The organism is Rhizobium sp. EC-SD404 (assembly GCF_902498825.1).
Lineage (GTDB): Bacteria > Pseudomonadota > Alphaproteobacteria > Rhizobiales > Rhizobiaceae > Georhizobium.
Genome location: NZ_LR701459.1, coordinates 1,952,325 through 1,971,952, shown reverse-complemented (window position 1 = coordinate 1,971,952; position 19,628 = coordinate 1,952,325). Strand labels below are relative to the sequence as shown.

The window sequence follows — 19,628 nt, the reverse complement described above, 5'->3', positions numbered from 1 at the left end:
CGCAGGCGGAACCAATGCGCGTCAGATCGAGATGACGTAATCCTTCCGAGTCGTCTCGACCACTTCCCAGGTGCCCCGAAAGCCGGGCCGGATAATGCCGGCATCGCCGGGGCCGTAGCGGACCGGCTCGCCGCCCTCTTCCGTCACGATCGAGAGGCCGGAGATGACGCGGAAATACTCCCACTCCTCGTAGGAGATGATCCACTTGCCGGGCGTGGCTTCCCACACGCCGGCATAGAGGCCCTTGCCACTGTCCTCGATGTTCCAGGTGGTGAATTGCGGGTCACCGGAAATGACGCGTTCGGGCGGAGGCGCGCTGGCCTCCGCTTCGCAGGTTCCGGTCTCGACCCGAAGCGCCTTCACCATCATGCCTTGTCCAGAGCCTGCGACAGATCGCCGATGATGTCGGCGACATCCTCGATGCCGATCGACAAGCGCACGACGTCGGGACCCGCGCCGGCGGCAATCTGCTGCTCTTCGGTGAGCTGGCGGTGAGTTGTGGAGGCCGGATGAATAACGAGCGAGCGCGTGTCGCCGATATTGGCGAGGTGCGAGAACATCTCCAGCGCCTCGACGAAGCGGATACCGGCCTCGTATCCGTCCTTTAGACCGAACGTGAAGACGGCGCCGGCGCCCTTCGGCGCGTATTTCTTCTGAAGCGCATTGTTCGGATCATCCGGCAGACCGGCATAGTTCACCCAGGACACCTTGTCGTGCGCCTTCAACCAGCGCGCGACTTCGATGGCGTTGTCACAGTGGCGTTGCATGCGCAGCGGCAGCGTCTCCACGCCCATAAGCAGCAGGAACGCGTTCATCGGTGAAATTGCCGGGCCGAAATCGCGCAGGCCGAGAACGCGCGCGGCGATGGCGAACGCGAAATTGCCGAAGGTTTCGTGCAGCACGATGCCGTTATATTCCGGCCGCGGCTCGGAGAGCATCGGGTATTTGCCGGATGCGGACCAGTCGAACGTGCCGCCATCGACGATGATGCCGCCCATAGAATTGCCATGGCCGCCGATGAACTTCGTCAGCGAATGGACCACGATGTCGGCGCCATGCTCCAGCGGACGGAGCAGATATGGCGATGCCATCGTGTTGTCGACGATCAGCGGCAGGCCATGCTTGTGGGCAAGATCGGCAATCGCTTGGATGTCGGTGAAGGTTCCGCCCGGGTTGGCGAGGCTTTCGATGAAGATCGCCTTGGTGCGGTCGTCGATCTGGCTTTCGAAGGTGGAGAGATCGGCCGGGTCGGCCCAGCGCACCTGCCAGTCGAAATTCTTGAAGGCGTGGCCGAACTGGTTGATCGAGCCGCCATAAAGCCGCTTGGCGGCAAGGAAATTGTCGCCCGGGCGCATGATGTTGTGGAAGACCAGCAACTGCGCGCCATGGCCGGATGCCGTCGCCAATGCCGCTGTGCCGCCTTCCAGCGCCGCGATGCGCTCCTCGAGCACCGCCTGCGTCGGGTTCATGATGCGGGTGTAGATGTTGCCGAAGGCCTGCAGGCCGAAAAGCGATGCGGCGTGGTCGGCATCGTTGAAGACGAAGCTCGTCGTCTGGTAGATCGGCGTCGCCCGCGCGCCGGTTGTCGGGTCGGGCTGCGCGCCCGCATGGATCGCAAGCGTGGCAAATCCTGGTTCGTTCTTGGACATGAGCCCTCTCCTCCGCTGATTGCCGTCCGAGAAACTGCCGTCTCTCAAGTGGTTAGGTGATTCGCTTAAGTATCTGAATCATCGCTCTGCGCGACGATCCCAAAACTCTGGTAACCCGTGCGCATCATCGGCTTACGCGATGAAATCCGGCGGCTGTTGACGCCGCTCCAGCCGATTTCGCCGGACAGCCGTGCATATTCGATCTTCGGACAGCGGTTCATCACCACCTTGATCCCCGCCTCCTGCAACCGCTCGGCCGATGCATCGTGCCGCACGGTCAATTGCATCCAGACCACCTTCGGCAGCACCGGCATGGCTAAAATCTCGTCCGTCACGCCCGGAACCGCATCCGAAGCCCGGAAAATATCGACCATATCGACGGGCTGCGGAAGGTCGGCGAGCGTTGCGGAAACGGGGCGGCCAAGAATTTCCTTCCCCGCCTGGCCCGGATTGACGGGAAAAACGGCATATCCCTTGGCGATCATGTATTTCGTCACGAAATAGCTCGGTCGAACCGCATTGGCGGATGCGCCGATGATCGCGACCGATTTCACCTCGCGCAGGATCTCGGCGATGTAGGCGTCGTCGTATTTGTCGTGATCGAAGAGCGGCAGCTTCAGGTTCCCGTCATTATCCATTGCAAAGAACGGATTGTGCGCCACTTCCCAAAGATGCCCTTCGGTGTCTGCGAAGTAGCCGGAATAGCCGCCCCAGAATACCTTCTCGGGCTGCTTCACCAGCTTGCCGCCGCACTCGACGGCCTGCGCGACGATCTCATCAACTTCATCGGTCGAGCGGGTATTGTAGGCAAGCGTAACTCCGGAGAACCCATTGCCATCGGCATCCACCGTCGCGTCCTTCGCCAATTCCTCGCGCGAAAAAAGCGAGAGGACGATATTGCCGAGCTGAATGAAGGTGACGCTCGGTTGAGAGGGTGCCGCGCGTCGCCAGCCAAGCGCCTCGTAAAACGCGGTGGCGCGCTTGAGATCCCGCACGCCGAGCGTGATCAACGAGATGCGCGGTTCCGGTAACGTCATATCATATCTCCTCCGCCTCGATCGCCGCTCCAAAAGTGTGGGCAGGCGATGCGCAGACCGTGTCGTGCGAAGGTCTATCGAAACGGAGTGACAAGGTCGAGGCTGGGAGCAGCCCGACGGTCCGTTCAGCCATCTGTGTTTGGAAAAGACGACTGCTCCTCCAGGAGCTTCAGCGTCAGCTGATATTGCGAGACCAGCCGTTCCGTGGCGGTCGGAGCGTCGCCATCCAACGTGGCTTCCATGATGAGCCGGTGTTCCTCGTTGGAATCGCGTCTCGGATAGGTGGTCGTCATGGAGATGTAGCGGTAGCGCTCCACCTGATCCATGAGCTCGCCGCAAAACTTCAACAGCCAGGACGACCCGCAATTGGAGATCAGCGCCTCGTGGAAGACGCGGTGGCGCGCTTCCCACTCATGGTTTTCCGCTTGCCCGTCCTGCTGGGGTGCCTTGAAGGGCGTGCGCGACAGGCGGTGGAAGGCGACGACGATGCGCTCCTCCCACGCATCCGTGCTGTTGGCGATTGATTCCTGCAACGCCCTCGATTCGAGCCAGCAGCGGGTCGTCACCAGTTCGCGAAAATGGGCGAGCGACAGCGGCGGCACGAAAAAGCCCCGCTGCTCTTCGCGGTCGACCAGACGTTCGCTGGAGAGCCGGTTCAAGGCTTCGCGCACCGGATTGGCGCCAACCTGATAGTGCTCGGCCAAAGCTTCGATCAGAAGCTTTTGCCGGGGTTTCAGGCGACCCTGCAGAATGTCACGGCGCAACTCGCGGTAAACGAGGGTTGCCGCCGTTGTCTTTTCCCGCCTCGCGTCGCCAGCGGACGATTTCGAATCGAATGCCTCGATGATTGTCATGGATTCCGATGCCGATGGCGCTATCAGCGCCATCCCTATTTGTTGATGCCCGAGACGGTGGAGCTATGCCAAAACACCAAACGGCGCTCAAGCCAAACCACAGACCAGAATAGCGCGAAGCCCAGCAGGCTGAGATAGAGGATCAGGGAAAAGACGCGCGGCGTATTGAGCTGAGATGCAGCAACTCGGATCAATTCGCCAAAGCCGTTTCCACCGCCTAGAAACTCCGCCGTGATTGCGCCCGCCATGACACCGACAGCCGCGATCTTGAGGCCGGTGAAGATATGCGGAAGCCCCATCGGCAGTTTCATCTTGAACAGGGTCTGCCAGCGGGTGGCGCCCATGGTGCGAAAGAGCATACGTGCATTGTCGTCGGCCGCGTGCAGACCGGCCGCCACCGCCACCACGATCGGGAACGTCGCGATGAATGCCGCTAGCGCCACCTTGGACGCTATACCGAACCCGAGCCATGCCAGGAACAGCGGCGCGAAGGCAACCTTCGGCATCGTATCGATCGCAACCAGGTAAGGTAGAACGGCCCGTTCGCCGAACGAGGTTTCCCCGACCAGAATGCCGAGCGAAAAGCCGAAGATCAGCGCATAGACGAATCCCATGAGCACCGCCTTGGTCGTCATCCAGAAGGCCTCCAGCATGTAGCCGCCGCTGAAGAGGTTCTTGCCGACAAAAACGATGTCCTTCGCAGTTTCCCATGGCGTCGGCAGAATGATCCGGGAGACGATGCCGAAAGAGGTGAGCCCCTGCCAGACGGCGATGAACACCACCAGGATGCCGATCATCGCGATCGGGCGCGGGATTCGGTCGATGAAGGCGACCTCTTCCTCCCACACGGTCTCCGGAAAGACAGTCTCGCCATCGGCGTGAAGGGGAACGTCCGTCATTGCCGAGCTCATACGAAGGCTCCCTTGTCCAGACGGTTGCGAATGCGGTTCACATATTGGCCGAAGGCAGGATCGACCAGCATCTCCACGGTGCGCGGCCGCGGCAGATCGATCTCGATCGTCTCGACGAAACGGCCCGGCCGCGACGACATGACGTAGACGATGTCGGACAGGAACACCGCTTCGGGAATGGAGTGCGTGACGAGGAACGCGGTGGCGTTGCGCTCCATGCAGATGCGCTGGAGTTCGATGTTCATGAAGTCGCGGGCGAGTTCATCGAGCGCGCTGAAAGGCTCGTCGAGCAACAGTACGCTCGGCTTGGTGACGAGCATCCGGCAGATCGCGGCGCGCTGCGCCATGCCACCCGACAATTGCGTCGGATAGACATTCTCGAACCCTTTGAGGCCGACCGTATTGAGAAGTTCTTCAGCCGCTCCACGCGCAGCTTTCGCGGCGGCTCGACCATCGCGCACCTCGATCGGCAGCAGAATGTTTTCCGCCGTCGTGCGCCAGGGAAAGAGCGTCGCCTGCTGGAACATCATGCCGATGTCGCGACGCGCGCCTGTGACGGGCTTGCCTTCGAGCACGACGCTGCCCCTGGTCGGCGAGACCAGGCCAGCCATGATCTTCAGAAGCGTCGACTTTCCACAGCCCGAAGGACCGATGACGGAGGAGAAGGTGCCCTCCCGCAATGTCAGGTCGATCGTATCGAGTGCCTTGATATGACCATGGGCATAATGCTTGGAAACGCCGCGCAACTGGTAGACAGGCCGACCCTTGGGGTCGGCCTGCAGTGCCGCGGCTTTTTGTGCCGCTATGGTCATTCCGCGTTCCACGCTTCGACGAAGTCGTTGTTGTAGGCTTCCTCGAGGTTTTCCAGCGGTTCGGCAAGGCCGCCCGTGTCGAGCTGGCTCTGGTGCCAGGCTTCCCAGTGCTCCGGCGGCTGGTAGCCATAACCATTGCTGTCGTCGACCGGCTGGATGCGCTCCATCACGGCATCGAGAAGCGCGTTTGCGAACTCGGTGTCCTCGCCTTCCTGGGGATTGCCGGCCGTCGTGTGCTCGAGAACCTTTTCACGGTTGGCCGGGTCGAGACCGAAGCGGGTGGCCCGCACCAGCGCACGACCGAAGCCTTCAACCGCTTCCGGGTTCTCCTCGATGAACTGGCCCGTGACGGCCCAGCCATTGCCGAAGAAGGAGAGATATTCCTCGGGCGTGATTTCGCGCAGCGGAATACCGCGCGACTCGATGATGGCCGCGTCGCTGACCGCGGCGGCATAGGCGTCGACTTCTTCGCCGAGGAACGCTGCAGCCGCCGTGCCGCCATCGCCGACAGTGAGGAACTCGTAGTTTTCGCCTTCCGTCAGACCGGCATCCTGCAGGATGCCGCGCGTAAACGCGACTTCCGCGCCGTCGGCCGTGCCGACGCCGACCGTGGTGCCGTCGAGATCGGCCGGACCCTGAGCTTCGGATTCTTCCGGAACCATCAGGCCGAAGATGGACTTCGGATACTGGTTGTAGATGAAGACCACGTCTTCGCCGCGCGCACGGGCCGAGAGCAATGGCCCGGGTCCCGGGTTGCCGATCTGCGCCTGGCCGGATGCCATGACCTGGAGAACGGCTGCCGACCCGTTCAGTGCCTCGACCGTCAGTTCAAGGCCTTCCTCTTCGAAATATCCCTCGCCCATCGCCACGAAGAGCGGGAAATTGTTGATCGCCGACGGGTTCGGTACCGCCACCGTCAACTGCATCATGTCTTGCGCGTTCGCCGTCGTTAGGCCGAGCGGAGCAGCCACCAGCAGCGATGCTGCAAACGCGATCCGCCAATTCCGATATCCGTGCATAGCCATCCTCCCTTGGATGTTGAATTCGGCCCGAACTCCCCATCGGACCTGTGGCGCCGCCACACCTCAAACCATACTTTTCATTTTTTTGTTGTCAAATATCTATTTTTTTGCGTTAAACCGTTTTTCATCGATTTCACGATCGGCGTCTTTGGCGCCGGCACCCTGAGGAGGAGAATATCATGGGTCATGAAGGCTTTGTCATCGAACGGCCGAAGGCGGCGTCGCTGCCGGTCGTCGGAAAGGACGAGCGTTTCCCGGTTCGGCGCATCTATTGCGTCGGCCGCAACTATGTGGCGCACGTTGAAGAAATGGGCGGAAGCGCAGACCGCGATCCGCCGATCTTCTTCCAGAAGCCGACCGACTCGATCGTCGAGTCCGGCTCGACCATCGCCTACGCAACGATGACCAAGGACTTCCATTACGAGCTGGAACTCGTGATGGCGCTGAAGTCGGGCGGCTACAACATTCCCGAGGACAAGGCGCTCGACCACGTCTACGGCTATGGCGTCGGCATCGACATGACGCGTCGCGACATCCAGGGCGGCGGCCGCCCGTGGGAAATCGCCAAGTCGTTCGACGAATCCTGCCCTTGCGGTCCGATCACGCCGGTTGAACAGTCCGGACACATCGAGAAGGGCAACATCAAGCTTACCGTCAACGGCGAAGCGCGTCAGGATTCGGATGTGAGCCTGCTCATCTGGTCGCTGCCGGAGATCATCTCCAAGCTGTCTGAATTCTACGAGCTGAAAGCGGGCGACATCATCCTCACCGGCACGCCCCACGGCGTCGGACCGGTGAAGACGGGCGACGAACTTGTCGGCACGATCGACGGGCTGGAGCCGCTGACCGTCAAGATCGGCGATCCCGCGAAATGACCGACAGGGCGGACGAAGGTCTGGCTTCGGTGGGTCCGGGGCAGCTTGCTGCCCTGGCGTGCTTTTCGTCCGCCACCCTGCATGAAGCGATGGGCAGGATCGGCGCCCTGCCCGCCGCCATCCAACCGATCGATCGGGATACTCGGCTTTGCGGGCCGGCTTTTCCGGTCTTCTGCCCCGCTGGCGACAATCTGATGATCCACAAGGCCATCGTGGCTGCAGCCGCCGGCGAAATTCTCGTCGTCGACCACGAATCATCGATGGGCGACGGGCCGTTCGGCGATGTTCTCGCCGAAGCCTGTCAGGCGCGTGGCATCGCCGGCCTCGTCATCGATGGCTGTGTGCGCGATGCGACGACATTGCGGGCGATGGGCTTTCCCGTCTTTGCCCGGGGATTGTGCATCGAGGGAACGGACAAGGTCCGGACGTCACCGCTCGGCGCGCCCATCATACTTGGGAAAACAACCATCCATCGCGGCGACATCGTCGTCGGCGACGAAGACGGCGTCGTCATCGTTCCCCAGGCGATGATCGCATCCGCCATCGAGGCCGCACGAAATCGCGAGGAGAAAGAGGCCGCCATGCGTGGCGCTCTGCGCGCCGGGCAGACGACGATGGATCTGCTCGGTTTGAGAGACCGGTAGGCTGCCCGCCTATTCACCCGTCCATTCTGGCTTGCGCTTGTCGATGAAGGCCGCGATGCCCTCTTCGGCGTCCCGCGCCATCATGTTCTCGACCATCACGCGCGCCGTGTAATCATAGGCATCTTCCAGGCTCATTTCCGCTTGCCGGTAGAAGGCTTCCTTGCCGATTTTCACCGTCAGCGGTGATTTGGACGCAATGACGGCGGCGTATTTGTCGACCACCTGGCGCAGATATTCCTTCGGCACGATCCTGTTGACGATGCCGAATTCCTTGGCAGTCGACGCGTCGATCGTCTCGCCAGTCAGCAGCATTTCCATAGCCTGCTTGCGGTGCGTGGCGCGCGACAGGGCGACCATCGGCGTCGAACAGAAGAGCCCGATATTGACGCCCGGCGTCGCGAAGCCGGAGGTATCGGTGCAGATGGCGAGATCGCAGGAGGCGACGAGCTGGCAGCCGGCCGCCGTGGCGATCCCGTCGATTTCGGCGATCACGGGCTTCGGCAGCGCCACGATCGTCTGCATCAGCTTCGCGCAAAGCCGCATCGTCTTATCGAAGAATTCACGGCCCCCGTCGTCTTCGGAACGATGGCGCTGCAATTCCTTCAGATCGTGGCCGGCGGAGAATACCTTCGCCAGAGAAGCGATGATGATGACACGCGTTTGCGCATCGTCCCGCGCCTCTTCCAGGTTACGCAGCAGCGCTTCCATGAGTGCGACGGACAGGGCGTTCGCCGGCGGATTGTTAAGCGACAGCCGGAGTATGCCGTCATACCTGTCAGCGACGATCAATGCGTCCGTGTCCTGCTTCTGCTTCATCGAAACGATGTCGGCCATGCTATGCCGGCTCCTCTGATCACGTCTTTGCTTCAGTCGATTTCTGGCACGACTTGACGGGGCCGGACCAGCGCTTTCAATTGCGCGCCGAGATCGAGACCAAAGGATTGCCGTGAAACCGGTCATGAACATCGACGCGCTGGAAGCTTTTCTGGCGCAGGAATTTCCGCAGATCAACGAGGGTGGGCCGTTCTATGCGGTGACCGAGGTCGAACCCGGCGCGGCGGTGCTGCGGCTGATGCCCGATCGTCGCCATCTTCGCCCGGGCGGGACCGTTTCGGGTCCGACGCTGTTCGCGCTCGCCGATCTCGGGGCCTACGTCGTCATCCTCGCCCATATCGGGCCGGTCGCGCTGGCCGTCACCACCAATCTCACCATCAATTTCCTGCGCAAGCCGGCCGACGGCGTTCCGCTCTATTCGCGATGCCGGTTGCTCAAGCTCGGCAAGCGGCTGGCGGTGGTCGACGTGATCATCACGGACGAAGCGGGAACGATCGTGGCGCAGGCATCCGCCACCTATTCGATCCCACCGCAGGCAGAAACTACGGTAAAATAATACCACATCATTAAGCTATTGTTCTTGCTGTCTTAATTTTGAGATGAGCGAATTCGTCGCGATTGCGCGTTTCGGGCGCTTGGGTTATACACCGCTCGCAGCCACGCATGGATCCATGCGGGCCGCACTTGGCCTGGCCAAGACAAGCAACAAGAAGCGCCCTTGCCGTGCACGCATGGTTCGGGACCCGAACGAAAGAGTGATATCCATGAAGACCTTCTCGCAGAAGCCTGCAGAGGTGGAGAAGAAGTGGGTGCTGATCGACGCCGAAGGACTCGTTGTCGGCCGTCTCGCCACCCTCGTCGCCACCCGCCTGCGCGGCAAGCACAAGCCTTCCTATACCCCGCATGTCGACGATGGTGACAACGTCATCATCATCAACGCCGAAAAGGCCGTGCTGACGGGCAAGAAGTACACCGACAAGAAATACTACTGGCACACCGGCTATCCCGGCGGCATCAAGGAGCGCACCGCGCGCCAGATTTTCGAAGGCCGCTTCCCGGAGCGTATCCTCGAAAAGGCGATCGAGCGCATGATCCCGCGCGGTCCGCTCGGCCGTCGCCAGATGAAGAACCTGCGCGTCTATGCAGGCTCCAACCATCCGCATGAAGCCCAGCAGCCCGAGACCGTCGACATCGGCGTGCTGAACACCAAGAACAAGAGGACTGCCTGATCATGGCTGAACTGAATTCCCTCCAGGACCTCGGCCAGGCAACCGGCGTGACCGCCGGCGCCGCCCAGGCTTCTCAGCCGGCGCACGTCCGCAAGGTCGATGCACAGGGCCGTTCCTACGCAACCGGCAAGCGCAAGGACGCTGTTGCTCGCGTTTGGGTCAAGCCAGGCTCCGGCAAGATCACGGTCAATGGCCGCGAGTTCGCGAAGTACTTCGCGCGCCCGGTTCTGCAGATGGTTCTGCAGCAGCCGATCGTCGCCGCAGCGCGTACCGGCCAGTTCGACGTCATCGCCACGGTCGCCGGTGGCGGTCTCTCCGGCCAGGCCGGCGCGGTTCGTCACGGCATTTCCAAGGCTCTGACCTATTACGAGCCGGAACTGCGCGGCGTCCTCAAGAAGGGCGGCTTCCTGACGCGCGACAGCCGCGTCGTCGAGCGTAAGAAGTACGGCAAGGCGAAGGCCCGTCGTTCGTTCCAGTTCTCCAAGCGCTAAGCTTCGGACGACTGCCAAATCAAAAGGCGGGGCTTCGGCTCCGCCTTTTTTCGTTGCGATGCAGCATTGGCCTTCTCAACCGGGTCCCCTCGTCCCATCTTATGGCTGCCTTACCAATTTTCGAAATCGCAGCGCTGGTTTTCGGCTGCTGCCTTTCGTCCAAAAAGGATTAGTGCCCATGCCATCGACGTCGATCGATCACGCCTTCAATGCCAACGACTTGACCGGGGCGGCGTTCGACCCGACCTATGCCGGTGCTCTATCCTTCATGCGCCGGCCCTATCGCAAGGACGTCACCGGCGCCGATGCCGTGGTGTGGGGCATCCCCTTCGACGCAGCCGTTTCCAACCGGCCGGGTGCGCGCTTCGGCCCGCAGGCGATCCGCCGTGCTTCCGCGATTTTCGATAACGACCCGCAATATCCGTTCGAACGGGACCTATTCGCCGAATTCGCAGTCGTCGATTACGGCGATTGCCTGCTCGACTATGGCAATCACCAGGAAACGCCCGACCGGATCGAAGCAGAAGCCAGCCGCATCCTCGATACCGGCGCATTTCTCTTCACGCTCGGTGGCGACCACTTCGTCACCTGGCCCCTTTTGAAGGCACATGTGGCGCGCCATGGTCCCCTTTCGCTCGTCCAGTTCGATGCCCATCAGGACACGTGGGACGACGATGGCAAGCGCATCGATCACGGATCCTTCGTGGCGCGCGCCGTGCGCGAAGGGCTGGTCGATCCAGACACGTCGATCCAGATCGGCATCCGCACCCACGCGCCTGAGGATTTCGGCATCCAGATCATCTATGGCCACGAGTTGGAAGAGATGCGCACGGGCGACGTCGCCTCTCGGATCCTCGCGCGCGTCGGCAATCGCCCGGCCTACCTGACTTTCGACATCGACTGCCTCGATCCCGCCTACGCGCCGGGCACGGGAACGCCAGTTGCAGGCGGCCCGTCGACCGCCAAGATGCTCTCTATTCTCCGGCAGTTGCGACGCCTCGATATCCGTGGCGGCGATGTTGTGGAGGTGTCTCCACCGTACGATCACGCGGATGTGACGGCCATTGCCGGTGCCAGTGTCGCCATGTATACGCTCGGCCTCATGGCTGAACGGCGCGCGATCGAACGTTCATAGTTGGAGTCAACGCGCTCACAGGGTGAATCCGGCCTCGCGTTCAAGCGTCTGGATTCGCTCACAAACGGGATGACGGACATGGCGAAGATCTTCATTGATGGCGAGCATGGCACAACGGGTCTGCAGATCCGCTCGCGCCTGGCGGAGCGCACGGATATCGAGATCATCTCCATCCCGGAAGAGGAGCGCCGGAACACCGCGCTGCGCGAGGAATTCCTGCGGGAAGCCGACATCGCGATCCTCTGCCTGCCCGATGACGGCGCGAAGGAAGCCGTATCAATGCTTGGCGTTTCGTCCACCACACGCATCATCGACACGAGTACGGCGCATCGCGTCGATCCCGACTGGGTCTATGGGTTCGCCGAGTCCGATCCCGAGCGCGCCGAGCAGATTGCATCTGCCCGTTTCGTGTCGAATCCCGGCTGCTACTCGACGGGCGCCATCGGCATCCTGAAGCCGCTGGTCGACGCGGGGCTGCTTCCCACGGAGTACCCCATCACGATCAACGCCGTTTCCGGCTATACGGGTGGTGGCAAGCAGTTGATCGCGCAGATGGAGGACGAAAGCCGGCCGGACTATCTCGGCGCACCGCATTTCCTCTACGGGCTGTCGCTTGCGCACAAGCATGTCCCCGAGATCAAGATACGCAGTGGCTTGAAGCGGACGCCGCTCTTTTCGCCATCCGTCGGACGGTTCGCTCAGGGCATGGCCGTGCAGGTGCCGCTGCATCTCGCCGATCTCGATGGCTCCCCTTCACTTCGCAGCGTGCATGAGGCGCTTGCCGAGCACTATCGCGGCCAGGAGATCGTCACCGTCGTCGATATCGACGAGAGCATGGCGATCCAGCGCCTCGACCCGACATCGCTGAACGGCAAGGACACGATGAAGATTTACGTGTTCGGGTCGGAAGGCGGCGAGCACGTCAATTTGGTCGCCATTCTGGACAATCTCGGCAAGGGCGCTTCGGGCGCTGCCGTCCAGAACATGGACCTGATGCTCGGGATCACGCCTGTCGACTGACAGGCGTCAGCAGTCTTTCCAATTTTGATGACCGATCAGCCGGCTTCGGCAAGCCGGCCGGTCGGCGCGTAGGATCCGTAGAACGCGCGCCAGTGCGCCACCGCAAAACCGAGCACGACGACGGCGAACGCCTGGTGCAGAAGTGCCCAGCCGAGCGGTACGACCATGACCAGCGTGATGATGCCGATCAGCGCCTGCATCGTAACAAGGAAGAACAGCACGACAGCCCGGTTGGCATGGGTGCTGCCGGCGCCATGGCGCAGCGCCGCGATCATGTGGACCAAAACGGCGAACCAGATCGCATAGGCCGTCATGCGGTGCGTGAACTGCACCATCTTGACGTTCTCGAAGAAGTTTAGCCAAGCCGGATCCATCACGAACAGGCCGGCGGGAATGAAGGCGCCGTCGATGAGCGGCCAGGTGTTGAACGCAAAGCCGGCATTCAAACCCGCCACAAGCGCGCCGAGATAGATTTGGAAGACGATGAACAGCACGAGTCCGCCGGCGGCCAGGTGCGAGCGCTCGGTCGGTGGCGCGTCCGGGGAATGGGGGGCAAGGCCGCGCGACACCCACATGATGCTGGCGAAGATGATACAGGCGAGTGTCAGATGCACCGCCAGGCGATACTGGCTCACATCCACCCGTTCGCTCAGACCGGACGCGACCATCCACCAGCCAACGAAGCCTTGCAGCCCCCCGATGAAAAACAGGCCGACGAGCGGCCAGCGCAGGCGCGGCTCTATGCGGCCGGTGGCCCAGAAAAACACCAGCGGGACGGCAAAGAGGACGCCGACGGCGCGCGCGAGAAGCCGGTGCGCCCACTCCCACCAGAAGATCGTCTTGAATTCGTCGAGGCTCATGCCGCGATTGATTTCCTGATATTCCGGGATCTGTCGGTAGAGATCGAACTCCTCCTGCCACTCCTCGACGCTGAGCGGCGGGATCACGCCGTGAATGGGTTTCCACTCGGTGATGGACAACCCGCTTTCCGTAAGGCGAGTCGCGCCGCCGACAATGACGAGCGCAAAAATCGCCAGCATGACGATCCCGAGCCAGAGACGCACCATCCGACGGTTCGATTCCAGTTCGCCGCGACGAGCTTGGGCGGCGATTTCGGAGGGACTGGAGGCGGGTGAGACGGCGTCGAGTACGGTCATTGCACTGTCCTTGCGGGTTGCCATGGCATTTGCCCCACCCTGCCCTTCAATTCAAGGCGAAGAGCTTTGCGGCATGGCGTCGCGCCGCTTTGCCTGAGCCGCTCGACCAGCTATGTGAAGGATCAAGGAGACCACCATGCCCGTCCGCCTCAAGAAGTTCATCGGCACCTTCGCCATCGTCGCACTGGTCATCATCTACGCGCTCGTCGCCACGACCATCGCGACCTATCGCCTGGCGGAATCGCCCTGGTGGGTGCATCTCCTCTATTTCCTCTTCTCCGGCGTGCTTTGGGTCGTACCGGCCATGCTTCTCATCAGTTGGATGGAACGTCCGCCAAAGAGAAAATCCGATCTTTTGGATTAACGTCACCGAAAGCATGGGACGACTTAATCGGGGACCTTGCCCATTTTCATCCATCCAAGAGCGGATTGGACAACGCTTTGTTCAGGACGATCCACCATCCTCGCGCGCATCGTGACGAGGTCGTTTGATGACGAGGATCGTACCCATGGAAGTTGCGCGCAAGACAACCGGTGAACCGATCGAAGCACCGCTGATCGCTGGCGTGACATCGCACGTGCCTGCTCCAGGCGCTGCGCAGACGGTCGAGCGCGTCGAGATTTTCGGCAGCATCGAAGAGGCCGAACGCCAATGGCGCTCGCTCGAAACGCAGTTCTTCACATCCGTTCACCTCGGCTACGACTGGTGCCGCAACTGGCTTGAAGCCACAGGTACCGAACCGGTCGTCGTGCTGCTTCATTTCACCGGCGGCGGTCGGATCATGCTGCCGCTCGAAATCATCAGCCAGGGTGGCGCAAAGGTCGGCCGCTATATCGGCACGTCCTTCAGCAATCTGAATTTCGGCCTTTTTTCGCCGGACAACATGCAGTTTTCGCCGCCGCTCCTGTCGTCTGCGTTGTCAGACGCCGGATTGAAGCTCGATCTGCTCGCACTCTATCGGACACCTGAAAGCTGGCGCGGGGTGGACAACCCGTTGATGCCGCTCGACAGGGTCGTCAGCAACAACCAGGCGTTCCAGATGACGCTCGACGGCGGCTTCGACCAAGCGCTGTCGCGGATCAATGGCAAGAAGCGGCGCAAGAAGCATCGCCTCGGCGAACGCACGCTGGAGGAACTGGGCGGCTACGAGATCGTGCATGGTGACGACCCCGAAACGGCGCTTCGCCTGCTTGAGGCGTTCTTCGTTCAGAAGGCAGCCCGCTTCGACAAGCAGGGTAAGCTGGATGTTTTCGCCAAGCCGGACGTGCAGGCCTTCTTCCGTCGGCTGGTCGTCACCGAGACCGAAGAAACCGTGCCATTGCTGCGGCTTTCGGCCGTGCAGCTGACCGATGGGCGCTACGGCGCGATATCAGGGGTAACGCGCAAGAACGGGCACCTGATCTGCCAATTCGGCTCGATCGACGAAAAATTGGCGGACGAACTCAGCATCGGCGAGTTTCTGTTCTACCGGCTTATCGAAGATGCCTGCGCCAACGGCCAGATGATGTTCGATTTCGGTATCGGCGATGAGGCCTACAAGCGGTCCTGGTGCGATCAGATCACGACGCAGTACGATTGCTACCTGCCGTTGACGACGAAGGGCCGTGCCGTTGGCGCGACCCTTCGTGCCATCGCATCGACCAAGCAGGCGATCAAGGCCAATCCCCGGCTCGACAAGATCGCTCGGGCCATTCAGCGCCGGATATCCTGACGGGCTAAACCGAGTAGACCGAAGCCCTCAGGCTGCGTTGCTGCGGGTAGACTGGGGGCCGTCCTCGTCGACCAGCATGATCAGCGCATCGTCAAAGCCGGCTTCTACCAACGCTTCGAATTCTTCTGCGACGATCGAGGCATCCGGATCGACCACCGACATCACGACGGTGATCGGTCGGTCTGCCAGCATCTTCTGGACGGACGTGATCTCGGTGCTGCCGCACTCGACGATGATCGTATCATAGGCGTCCGAGAGGGCTTCGATGATCATGGCGATCCTGGAAGCGCCGCGCATGGCGGTTTCGGGATCAGCCGTTCCAAGCGGGATGATATCGGCCGACGATGCATAGTCGGCGTGGATGGATTCGGCGATCGATACCGAACCGCACAAAAGATCGGTGATTCCCGGCAGGCCCGTCCCGGCCATCGTCGCGCCGGGAATACCGGCGCCCGTCATGTCGATTGTCAGGACCCGATGGCCCCGATCCGACACAGCGCGGGCCAGAAGAACGGCACCGAGCGTTGCCGCATCGCCTTCCGGCGAGATGCCGGCGACCACCTGGACGCGTTTGGAAATCAGGGCGGCGGCGACGCCGTTGACGGAGAAATCCTCTTCCTCGGTCGCCACTTTCGAGACGGCCGATGCCGAATGCGTCACGAGCTCAGACGGCCCCGCAGTTGCAAGAGAGGGATCTGGCTGAGCGGACGCCGCCAGAGGCTGATGAGCAAGGCTTGCAGTCGCAGTGCCCGTCGTAGCGATCAGGCCGGGTTCAAGGGAGGGCGTGGCCGCGCTTGTCTCATCGATGACCACGCGTTCGCGGAGCGCACGACCGGAGAAAAGCTCAAGCAGCAGAATGATGATCATGTGAATGAGCGCGGTCGCGAGCATGGCGACGATGACGGCCGGGATCACTTTCGGGAAATACGGCTCGCTTGGTACGCCAGCGCTGGAAATGATGCGCGCATCGGCCGGAAGCGCGTTGGGGTCGCCGCGCGAGACGGTTTCACGGAAGCGCGCGAGATAGGTCTCCAGGAGGTCCCGTTCGGCCCGAGCTTCGCGCTCGAGCGCCCGAAGCTCGACTTCGTCGGTGCCGGCCTGAGCGGAATTTTGCTTCAGGAGATCGAGCTGCTGCGTCAGTTCCTCTTCACGTAACCGGGCGACGGCCGCATTGGCCTCCAAATTGACCAACGCCTTGCGGACTTCCTCATCGAGCTGCGTGCCGATGCCGGCAAGCTGCGAGCGCAGGCTGCGAATGCGGGGATGGTTGTCGAGCAAGGTGATCGAAAGATCGGATATCTGGCTCTCGATCTCCGATTGCCGCTCGCGTAGGCGCTGGAGCAAAGGCGAGTCAACGACGCTGCTGACCGCGTCCGCCGACTGGCCTGCATCGAGTGCCGAACGGACGTTCGACGCACGCGCTTCAGCATCGGCGCGCTGCGTCCGCACCTGCGACAGTTCTGTGGTGATGTCCGAGAGTTGCCGCGTGACGAGCGTATTGTTTTCCGTGACGAGAAGAAGTCCGTTTTCGGCGCGGAATGCTGCAACTTCCGCTTCGGCATCGCGCACACGGCCACGCAACTCGGCGATTTCCGGCTCGAGCCAGGCGGCAGCGCCGGCATTGGAATCGAGCTTGGCGCCGCTCTGAACTTCGAGATAAGCCCCCGCAAGACCATTGGCGACGGCCGCAGCCAATTCCGGGTCTTCGGAAGAGAATTCGATCGCGATCACGCGCGAATTCTGCACCTGATAGACCTGGATGTTTTCGCGCACGGCTTCGAGAACGCGCTGTTGCGCGCTGTCATCGATCGGATCGTTGCCGATGCCGAGCAGCACGAGAAGGTCGCCGATCATCGATGGCTGACCGGCCGGATCGAATTCCGCACGACTGCCGAGGTCGAGTTCGGCGATGATTTCGCGCAGAAGGTCGGAGGAGCGGATGACTTCGACCTGGCTTGCGATCGCCTGCTCGTCGAGAACGAGATCCCTGACCGCCCCGCCCTCGCTGGTCCGCGACAAGGCCGACCCGCGCTCTTCGATGAGGATGCGCGCTTCGCTGCGATAGAGCGGCGCCATGGAGCTTGTGGTGAAGTAAGTCAGCGCTCCGACGATGAGCACGCTGGCCGCTATCGCGAACTTTCGCGCCCAGAGCGCAGCGGCCAGACCGGCCAAATCGATATCGACATCCCCGCGTGACGATAGATTGCCGGACATTCTGGGCTCCTTCAGGATCTCCGCGAATACTGGGCGCAGCGGCGCACGCGCGGAATGCTTCATGCGCGACCGTAAATAATCATGGTAACTCAACCGTTAATTTCGTCGACGATCCGCGTGAATGCTTGGAGACATCTTCTTTCGACGCCTCTTTACCGGCCATTAACCCTAACAGTTCGATAAGTGGGGGAGCCTTGATCGGCTGCGTCGAACGCGCATGGACGGAAACTCATGATCGCCAACCCTCGCCCACGGGCGCTGCTCCTCACTCTTGCTGCCTCGCTGCTGCTTGGCGGATGCTCCGGCTACCGGCCAGCGCCGGAAGGGTTCAGCGCGGCAACCATGCAGCCATACCAACTGGACGCCGGCGACCGGCTGCGTATCACCGTGTTCGAGCAAGAGAGCCTCACAGGCACCTATTCCATCGACCAGGCAGGCTACGTGGCCTTCCCGCTGATCGGCTCGGTGCCGGCGCGCGGCCGCTCGGTACAGGAACTGGAAGGTGCCATCGCCGCCAAGCTGCGCGAGGGGTATCTCCGCGATCCGGACGTCACGGTCGAAGTCGACCAGTACCGTGCCTTCTTCATCATGGGAGAAGTCGGTGCGGCTGGCCAGTATTCCTACGTGCCGGGCATGACCGTACAGAACGCCATTGCCATTGCCGGCGGCTTCACCTCGCGTGCCAACCAGAACGATGCGGACGTCACCCGCAAGATCAACGGCGAGGTGATCACAGGCCGCGTCCCAATTTCCGATCCGATCATTGCCGGTGACACGATCTACGTCCGCGAGCGGCTGTTCTGAGCCAGATGTCCACTCAAGGACCCCTGCGCATCATCCACTGCTTTCGATCGCCCGTCGGCGGCATCTTCAGGCATGTGCGCGATCTCGCAGAGCGTCACAGCCAGCAAGGACATGCAGTCGGCATCGTCTGCGACAGTTCAACCGGCGGCGCCTATGAAGACGCGCTGTTCGAAAGCATTCGCCCGCATCTGGCGCTGGGTCTGACCCGGCTGCCTATGCGGCGATCCATCAGTCCGAGCGATCTCAGCGCCGGGGTAAAGAGTTACAGAGAGATCAAAGCATTGCGGCCGGATGTGTTGCATGGGCATGGCGCCAAAGGTGGCGCCTATGCCCGGCTCGCCGGCACGTTCCTACGGGCATCTGGGTATTGCGTAGCCCGTTTCTATTCGCCGCATGGCGGGAGCCTGCATTATGACCCAGGCTCAACGAAGGGCCGTGTATTCTTCGCGATCGAACGCTTTCTGGAGCGCATGACGGACAGGCTGGTCTTCGTCTGCGACTACGAGCGCGACGTCTACACCCGCAAGATCGGCGCTCCGCGCGCGGCTTGCCAAGTCGTTTATAACGGACTGCGCGCCGCCGAATTCGAACCCGTGAGGTTGAGCGAAACCGCAGTGGATTTCCTCTACATCGGCATGATGCGGGACCTGAAGGGCCCTGACGTCTTCATCGACGCTTTCGTCGAGGCAGAGCGCCTGTCGGGCCGGCCGCTATCGGCGCTGATGGTTGGTGATGGCGACGACAAGCCTCGTTACCAATCGTCCCTCGAAACGCTAGGGCTCGCCGATCGCGTCACCATGCGCCCCGCAATGCCGGCGCGCGAGGCTTTCGCGATGGCACGCACCGTCATCGTTCCGTCGAGGGCGGAAGCGATGCCCTATATCGTGCTGGAAGCGGTTGCGAGCTCAAAGCCGGTGATCGCAAGTCGCGTCGGCGGCATTCCCGAAATCTTGGGCAAAGACAGCGCAGCTTTGGTGGAGCCAGGCAATGCGCGCGCGCTCGGAGCGACGATGTCGGTGGCTATTGTGGACCCTTTTAGCCTCGACGCGGAAATGCCCGATGCGGCACAGTTCGCCCAGCGCTTTTCCGTCGAGACCATGGCCGACGGCGTTATGTCCGCTTACGGTACAGCGCTCGATGAGGGCAACGCGCGTGGGCTGAAGCGCTTTCCATCAAGCCTTTCTTAGCTCCTTTCTGCTAGGCGTTGTGGACCGATCAAGAGGTCCGT

Annotated in this window: 21 protein-coding genes and 1 pseudogene; 11 read left to right on the top strand and 11 right to left on the bottom strand. The window is 61.7% G+C overall.

The window, feature by feature from the left end; genetic code table 11:
- Positions 1-21 precede the first annotated feature (21 nt).
- The 8 genes and pseudogenes from GC125_RS10230 to GC125_RS10200 form a co-directional block, all read right to left on the bottom strand.
- A complete protein-coding gene (locus GC125_RS10230) occupies positions 22-366 on the bottom strand; it encodes a cupin domain-containing protein (protein ID WP_151987781.1) in 345 nt (114 codons plus the stop codon).
- Entirely contained in the window at positions 366-1,649 is a 1,284-nt protein-coding gene (locus GC125_RS10225; RefSeq protein WP_151985579.1) for an O-acetylhomoserine aminocarboxypropyltransferase, read from the bottom strand. Before GC125_RS10225 ends, GC125_RS10230 begins: the two co-directional genes overlap by 1 nt.
- 65 nt (positions 1,650-1,714) lie before the next feature.
- Positions 1,715-2,287 carry a CoA-binding protein gene (locus GC125_RS20010; RefSeq protein ID WP_199864693.1) on the bottom strand — a complete coding sequence of 191 codons (573 nt, stop codon included), beginning with the start codon at positions 2,285-2,287 and terminating at the stop codon, positions 1,715-1,717.
- Between the two features lie 33 nt (positions 2,288-2,320).
- Positions 2,321-2,686 (bottom strand): annotated as a pseudogene (locus GC125_RS20005) (VOC family protein); the annotation flags it as partial.
- A 125-nt stretch (positions 2,687-2,811) separates the two neighbouring features.
- Positions 2,812-3,540: a GntR family transcriptional regulator gene (locus GC125_RS10215; protein WP_151985577.1), complete on the bottom strand. Its 729-nt coding sequence runs from the start codon at positions 3,538-3,540 to the stop codon at positions 2,812-2,814.
- Between the two features lie 35 nt (positions 3,541-3,575).
- Positions 3,576-4,439, bottom strand: coding sequence for an ABC transporter permease (locus GC125_RS10210; RefSeq protein ID WP_151987779.1), 864 nt, complete (start codon positions 4,437-4,439; stop codon positions 3,576-3,578).
- An 8-nt stretch (positions 4,440-4,447) separates the two neighbouring features.
- The gene (locus tag GC125_RS10205) at positions 4,448-5,263 is read right to left on the bottom strand and encodes an ABC transporter ATP-binding protein (RefSeq protein ID WP_151985576.1); all 816 of its coding nucleotides are present in this window, start codon (positions 5,261-5,263) and stop codon (positions 4,448-4,450) included.
- Positions 5,260-6,282 carry an ABC transporter substrate-binding protein gene (locus GC125_RS10200; RefSeq protein ID WP_151985575.1) on the bottom strand — a complete coding sequence of 341 codons (1,023 nt, stop codon included), beginning with the start codon at positions 6,280-6,282 and terminating at the stop codon, positions 5,260-5,262. The genes GC125_RS10205 and GC125_RS10200 overlap by 4 nt, the downstream gene beginning before the upstream one ends.
- A gap of 182 nt (positions 6,283-6,464) precedes the next feature.
- Between GC125_RS10200 and GC125_RS10195 the strand changes: the two genes are divergently transcribed.
- Both GC125_RS10195 and GC125_RS10190 read left to right on the top strand, forming a co-directional pair.
- Positions 6,465-7,160, top strand: coding sequence for a fumarylacetoacetate hydrolase family protein (locus GC125_RS10195; protein ID WP_151985574.1), 696 nt, complete (start codon positions 6,465-6,467; stop codon positions 7,158-7,160).
- A complete protein-coding gene (locus tag GC125_RS10190; RefSeq protein WP_151985573.1) occupies positions 7,157-7,804 on the top strand; it encodes a 4-carboxy-4-hydroxy-2-oxoadipate aldolase/oxaloacetate decarboxylase in 648 nt (215 codons plus the stop codon). Before GC125_RS10195 ends, GC125_RS10190 begins: the two co-directional genes overlap by 4 nt.
- Before the next feature lie 9 nt (positions 7,805-7,813).
- Here GC125_RS10190 and GC125_RS10185 read toward each other — a convergent pair whose 3' ends face one another.
- Positions 7,814-8,638 (bottom strand): enoyl-CoA hydratase, encoded by an 825-nt coding sequence (locus GC125_RS10185; protein WP_151985572.1) that lies wholly within the window; start codon positions 8,636-8,638, stop codon positions 7,814-7,816.
- Between the two features lie 106 nt (positions 8,639-8,744).
- Here GC125_RS10185 and GC125_RS10180 point away from each other — a divergent pair, with 106 nt between their 5' ends.
- The 5 genes from GC125_RS10180 (at position 8,745) to argC (ending at position 12,513) form a co-directional block, all read left to right on the top strand.
- On the top strand, positions 8,745-9,194 hold the full coding sequence (locus tag GC125_RS10180) for a PaaI family thioesterase (protein ID WP_151985571.1): 450 nt from the start codon (positions 8,745-8,747) through the stop codon (positions 9,192-9,194).
- A gap of 208 nt (positions 9,195-9,402) precedes the next feature.
- Positions 9,403-9,867, top strand: a complete 465-nt coding sequence (gene rplM / locus GC125_RS10175; protein ID WP_151985570.1) for a 50S ribosomal protein L13 — start codon at positions 9,403-9,405, stop codon at positions 9,865-9,867.
- 2 nt (positions 9,868-9,869) lie between these two features.
- Positions 9,870-10,358 (top strand): 30S ribosomal protein S9, encoded by a 489-nt coding sequence (gene rpsI, locus GC125_RS10170; protein WP_151985569.1) that lies wholly within the window; start codon positions 9,870-9,872, stop codon positions 10,356-10,358.
- A 178-nt stretch (positions 10,359-10,536) separates the two neighbouring features.
- Entirely contained in the window at positions 10,537-11,493 is a 957-nt protein-coding gene (gene speB / locus GC125_RS10165) for an agmatinase (RefSeq protein WP_151985568.1), read from the top strand.
- 78 nt (positions 11,494-11,571) lie between these two features.
- The gene (gene argC / locus GC125_RS10160; protein WP_151985567.1) at positions 11,572-12,513 is read left to right on the top strand and encodes an N-acetyl-gamma-glutamyl-phosphate reductase; all 942 of its coding nucleotides are present in this window, start codon (positions 11,572-11,574) and stop codon (positions 12,511-12,513) included.
- A 35-nt stretch (positions 12,514-12,548) separates the two neighbouring features.
- Here the strand turns inward: argC and GC125_RS10155 are convergent, their stop codons facing one another.
- The gene (locus GC125_RS10155) at positions 12,549-13,670 is read right to left on the bottom strand and encodes a COX15/CtaA family protein (RefSeq protein ID WP_151985566.1); all 1,122 of its coding nucleotides are present in this window, start codon (positions 13,668-13,670) and stop codon (positions 12,549-12,551) included.
- Between the two features lie 136 nt (positions 13,671-13,806).
- Between GC125_RS10155 and GC125_RS10150 the strand changes: the two genes are divergently transcribed.
- Positions 13,807-14,034: a DUF2842 domain-containing protein gene (locus GC125_RS10150; protein ID WP_151985565.1), complete on the top strand. Its 228-nt coding sequence runs from the start codon at positions 13,807-13,809 to the stop codon at positions 14,032-14,034.
- A gap of 127 nt (positions 14,035-14,161) precedes the next feature.
- Entirely contained in the window at positions 14,162-15,382 is a 1,221-nt protein-coding gene (locus tag GC125_RS10145; protein ID WP_151985564.1) for a GNAT family N-acetyltransferase, read from the top strand.
- 27 nt (positions 15,383-15,409) lie between these two features.
- On the opposite strand, the gene GC125_RS10140 is transcribed toward GC125_RS10145, so the two are convergent.
- Positions 15,410-17,596, bottom strand: coding sequence for a GumC family protein (locus tag GC125_RS10140; RefSeq protein ID WP_199864539.1), 2,187 nt, complete (start codon positions 17,594-17,596; stop codon positions 15,410-15,412).
- Positions 17,597-17,827: 231 nt separating this feature from the next.
- Between GC125_RS10140 and GC125_RS10135 the strand changes: the two genes are divergently transcribed.
- Both GC125_RS10135 and GC125_RS10130 read left to right on the top strand, forming a co-directional pair.
- Positions 17,828-18,400 carry a polysaccharide biosynthesis/export family protein gene (locus GC125_RS10135; protein WP_151985562.1) on the top strand — a complete coding sequence of 191 codons (573 nt, stop codon included), beginning with the start codon at positions 17,828-17,830 and terminating at the stop codon, positions 18,398-18,400.
- A 5-nt stretch (positions 18,401-18,405) separates the two neighbouring features.
- Positions 18,406-19,587 (top strand): glycosyltransferase family 4 protein, encoded by a 1,182-nt coding sequence (locus tag GC125_RS10130; protein ID WP_151985561.1) that lies wholly within the window; start codon positions 18,406-18,408, stop codon positions 19,585-19,587.
- The last annotated feature ends 41 nt before the right edge of the window (positions 19,588-19,628 follow it).

Excerpts from the sequence above, each read along its gene's own strand:
- GC125_RS10230 (WP_151987781.1), bottom strand. The coding sequence starts at position 366 with ATGGTGAAGGCGCTTCGGGTCGAGACCGGAACCTGCGAAGCGGAGGCC.
- GC125_RS10225 (WP_151985579.1), bottom strand. The coding sequence starts at position 1,649 with ATGTCCAAGAACGAACCAGGATTTGCCACGCTTGCGATCCATGCGGGC.
- GC125_RS20010 (WP_199864693.1), bottom strand. The coding sequence starts at position 2,287 with ATGGATAATGACGGGAACCTGAAGCTGCCGCTCTTCGATCACGACAAA.
- GC125_RS10215 (WP_151985577.1), bottom strand. The coding sequence starts at position 3,540 with ATGACAATCATCGAGGCATTCGATTCGAAATCGTCCGCTGGCGACGCG.
- GC125_RS10210 (WP_151987779.1), bottom strand. The coding sequence starts at position 4,439 with ATGACGGACGTTCCCCTTCACGCCGATGGCGAGACTGTCTTTCCGGAG.
- GC125_RS10205 (WP_151985576.1), bottom strand. The coding sequence starts at position 5,263 with ATGACCATAGCGGCACAAAAAGCCGCGGCACTGCAGGCCGACCCCAAG.
- GC125_RS10200 (WP_151985575.1), bottom strand. The coding sequence starts at position 6,282 with ATGCACGGATATCGGAATTGGCGGATCGCGTTTGCAGCATCGCTGCTG.
- GC125_RS10195 (WP_151985574.1), top strand. The coding sequence starts at position 6,465 with ATGGGTCATGAAGGCTTTGTCATCGAACGGCCGAAGGCGGCGTCGCTG.
- GC125_RS10190 (WP_151985573.1), top strand. The coding sequence starts at position 7,157 with ATGACCGACAGGGCGGACGAAGGTCTGGCTTCGGTGGGTCCGGGGCAG.
- GC125_RS10185 (WP_151985572.1), bottom strand. The coding sequence starts at position 8,638 with ATGGCCGACATCGTTTCGATGAAGCAGAAGCAGGACACGGACGCATTG.
- rplM (WP_151985570.1), top strand. The coding sequence starts at position 9,403 with ATGAAGACCTTCTCGCAGAAGCCTGCAGAGGTGGAGAAGAAGTGGGTG.
- rpsI (WP_151985569.1), top strand. The coding sequence starts at position 9,870 with ATGGCTGAACTGAATTCCCTCCAGGACCTCGGCCAGGCAACCGGCGTG.
- speB (WP_151985568.1), top strand. The coding sequence starts at position 10,537 with ATGCCATCGACGTCGATCGATCACGCCTTCAATGCCAACGACTTGACC.
- argC (WP_151985567.1), top strand. The coding sequence starts at position 11,572 with ATGGCGAAGATCTTCATTGATGGCGAGCATGGCACAACGGGTCTGCAG.
- GC125_RS10155 (WP_151985566.1), bottom strand. The coding sequence starts at position 13,670 with ATGACCGTACTCGACGCCGTCTCACCCGCCTCCAGTCCCTCCGAAATC.
- GC125_RS10150 (WP_151985565.1), top strand. The coding sequence starts at position 13,807 with ATGCCCGTCCGCCTCAAGAAGTTCATCGGCACCTTCGCCATCGTCGCA.
- GC125_RS10145 (WP_151985564.1), top strand. The coding sequence starts at position 14,162 with ATGACGAGGATCGTACCCATGGAAGTTGCGCGCAAGACAACCGGTGAA.
- GC125_RS10140 (WP_199864539.1), bottom strand. The coding sequence starts at position 17,596 with ATGTCCGGCAATCTATCGTCACGCGGGGATGTCGATATCGATTTGGCC.
- GC125_RS10135 (WP_151985562.1), top strand. The coding sequence starts at position 17,828 with ATGATCGCCAACCCTCGCCCACGGGCGCTGCTCCTCACTCTTGCTGCC.
- GC125_RS10130 (WP_151985561.1), top strand. The coding sequence starts at position 18,406 with ATGTCCACTCAAGGACCCCTGCGCATCATCCACTGCTTTCGATCGCCC.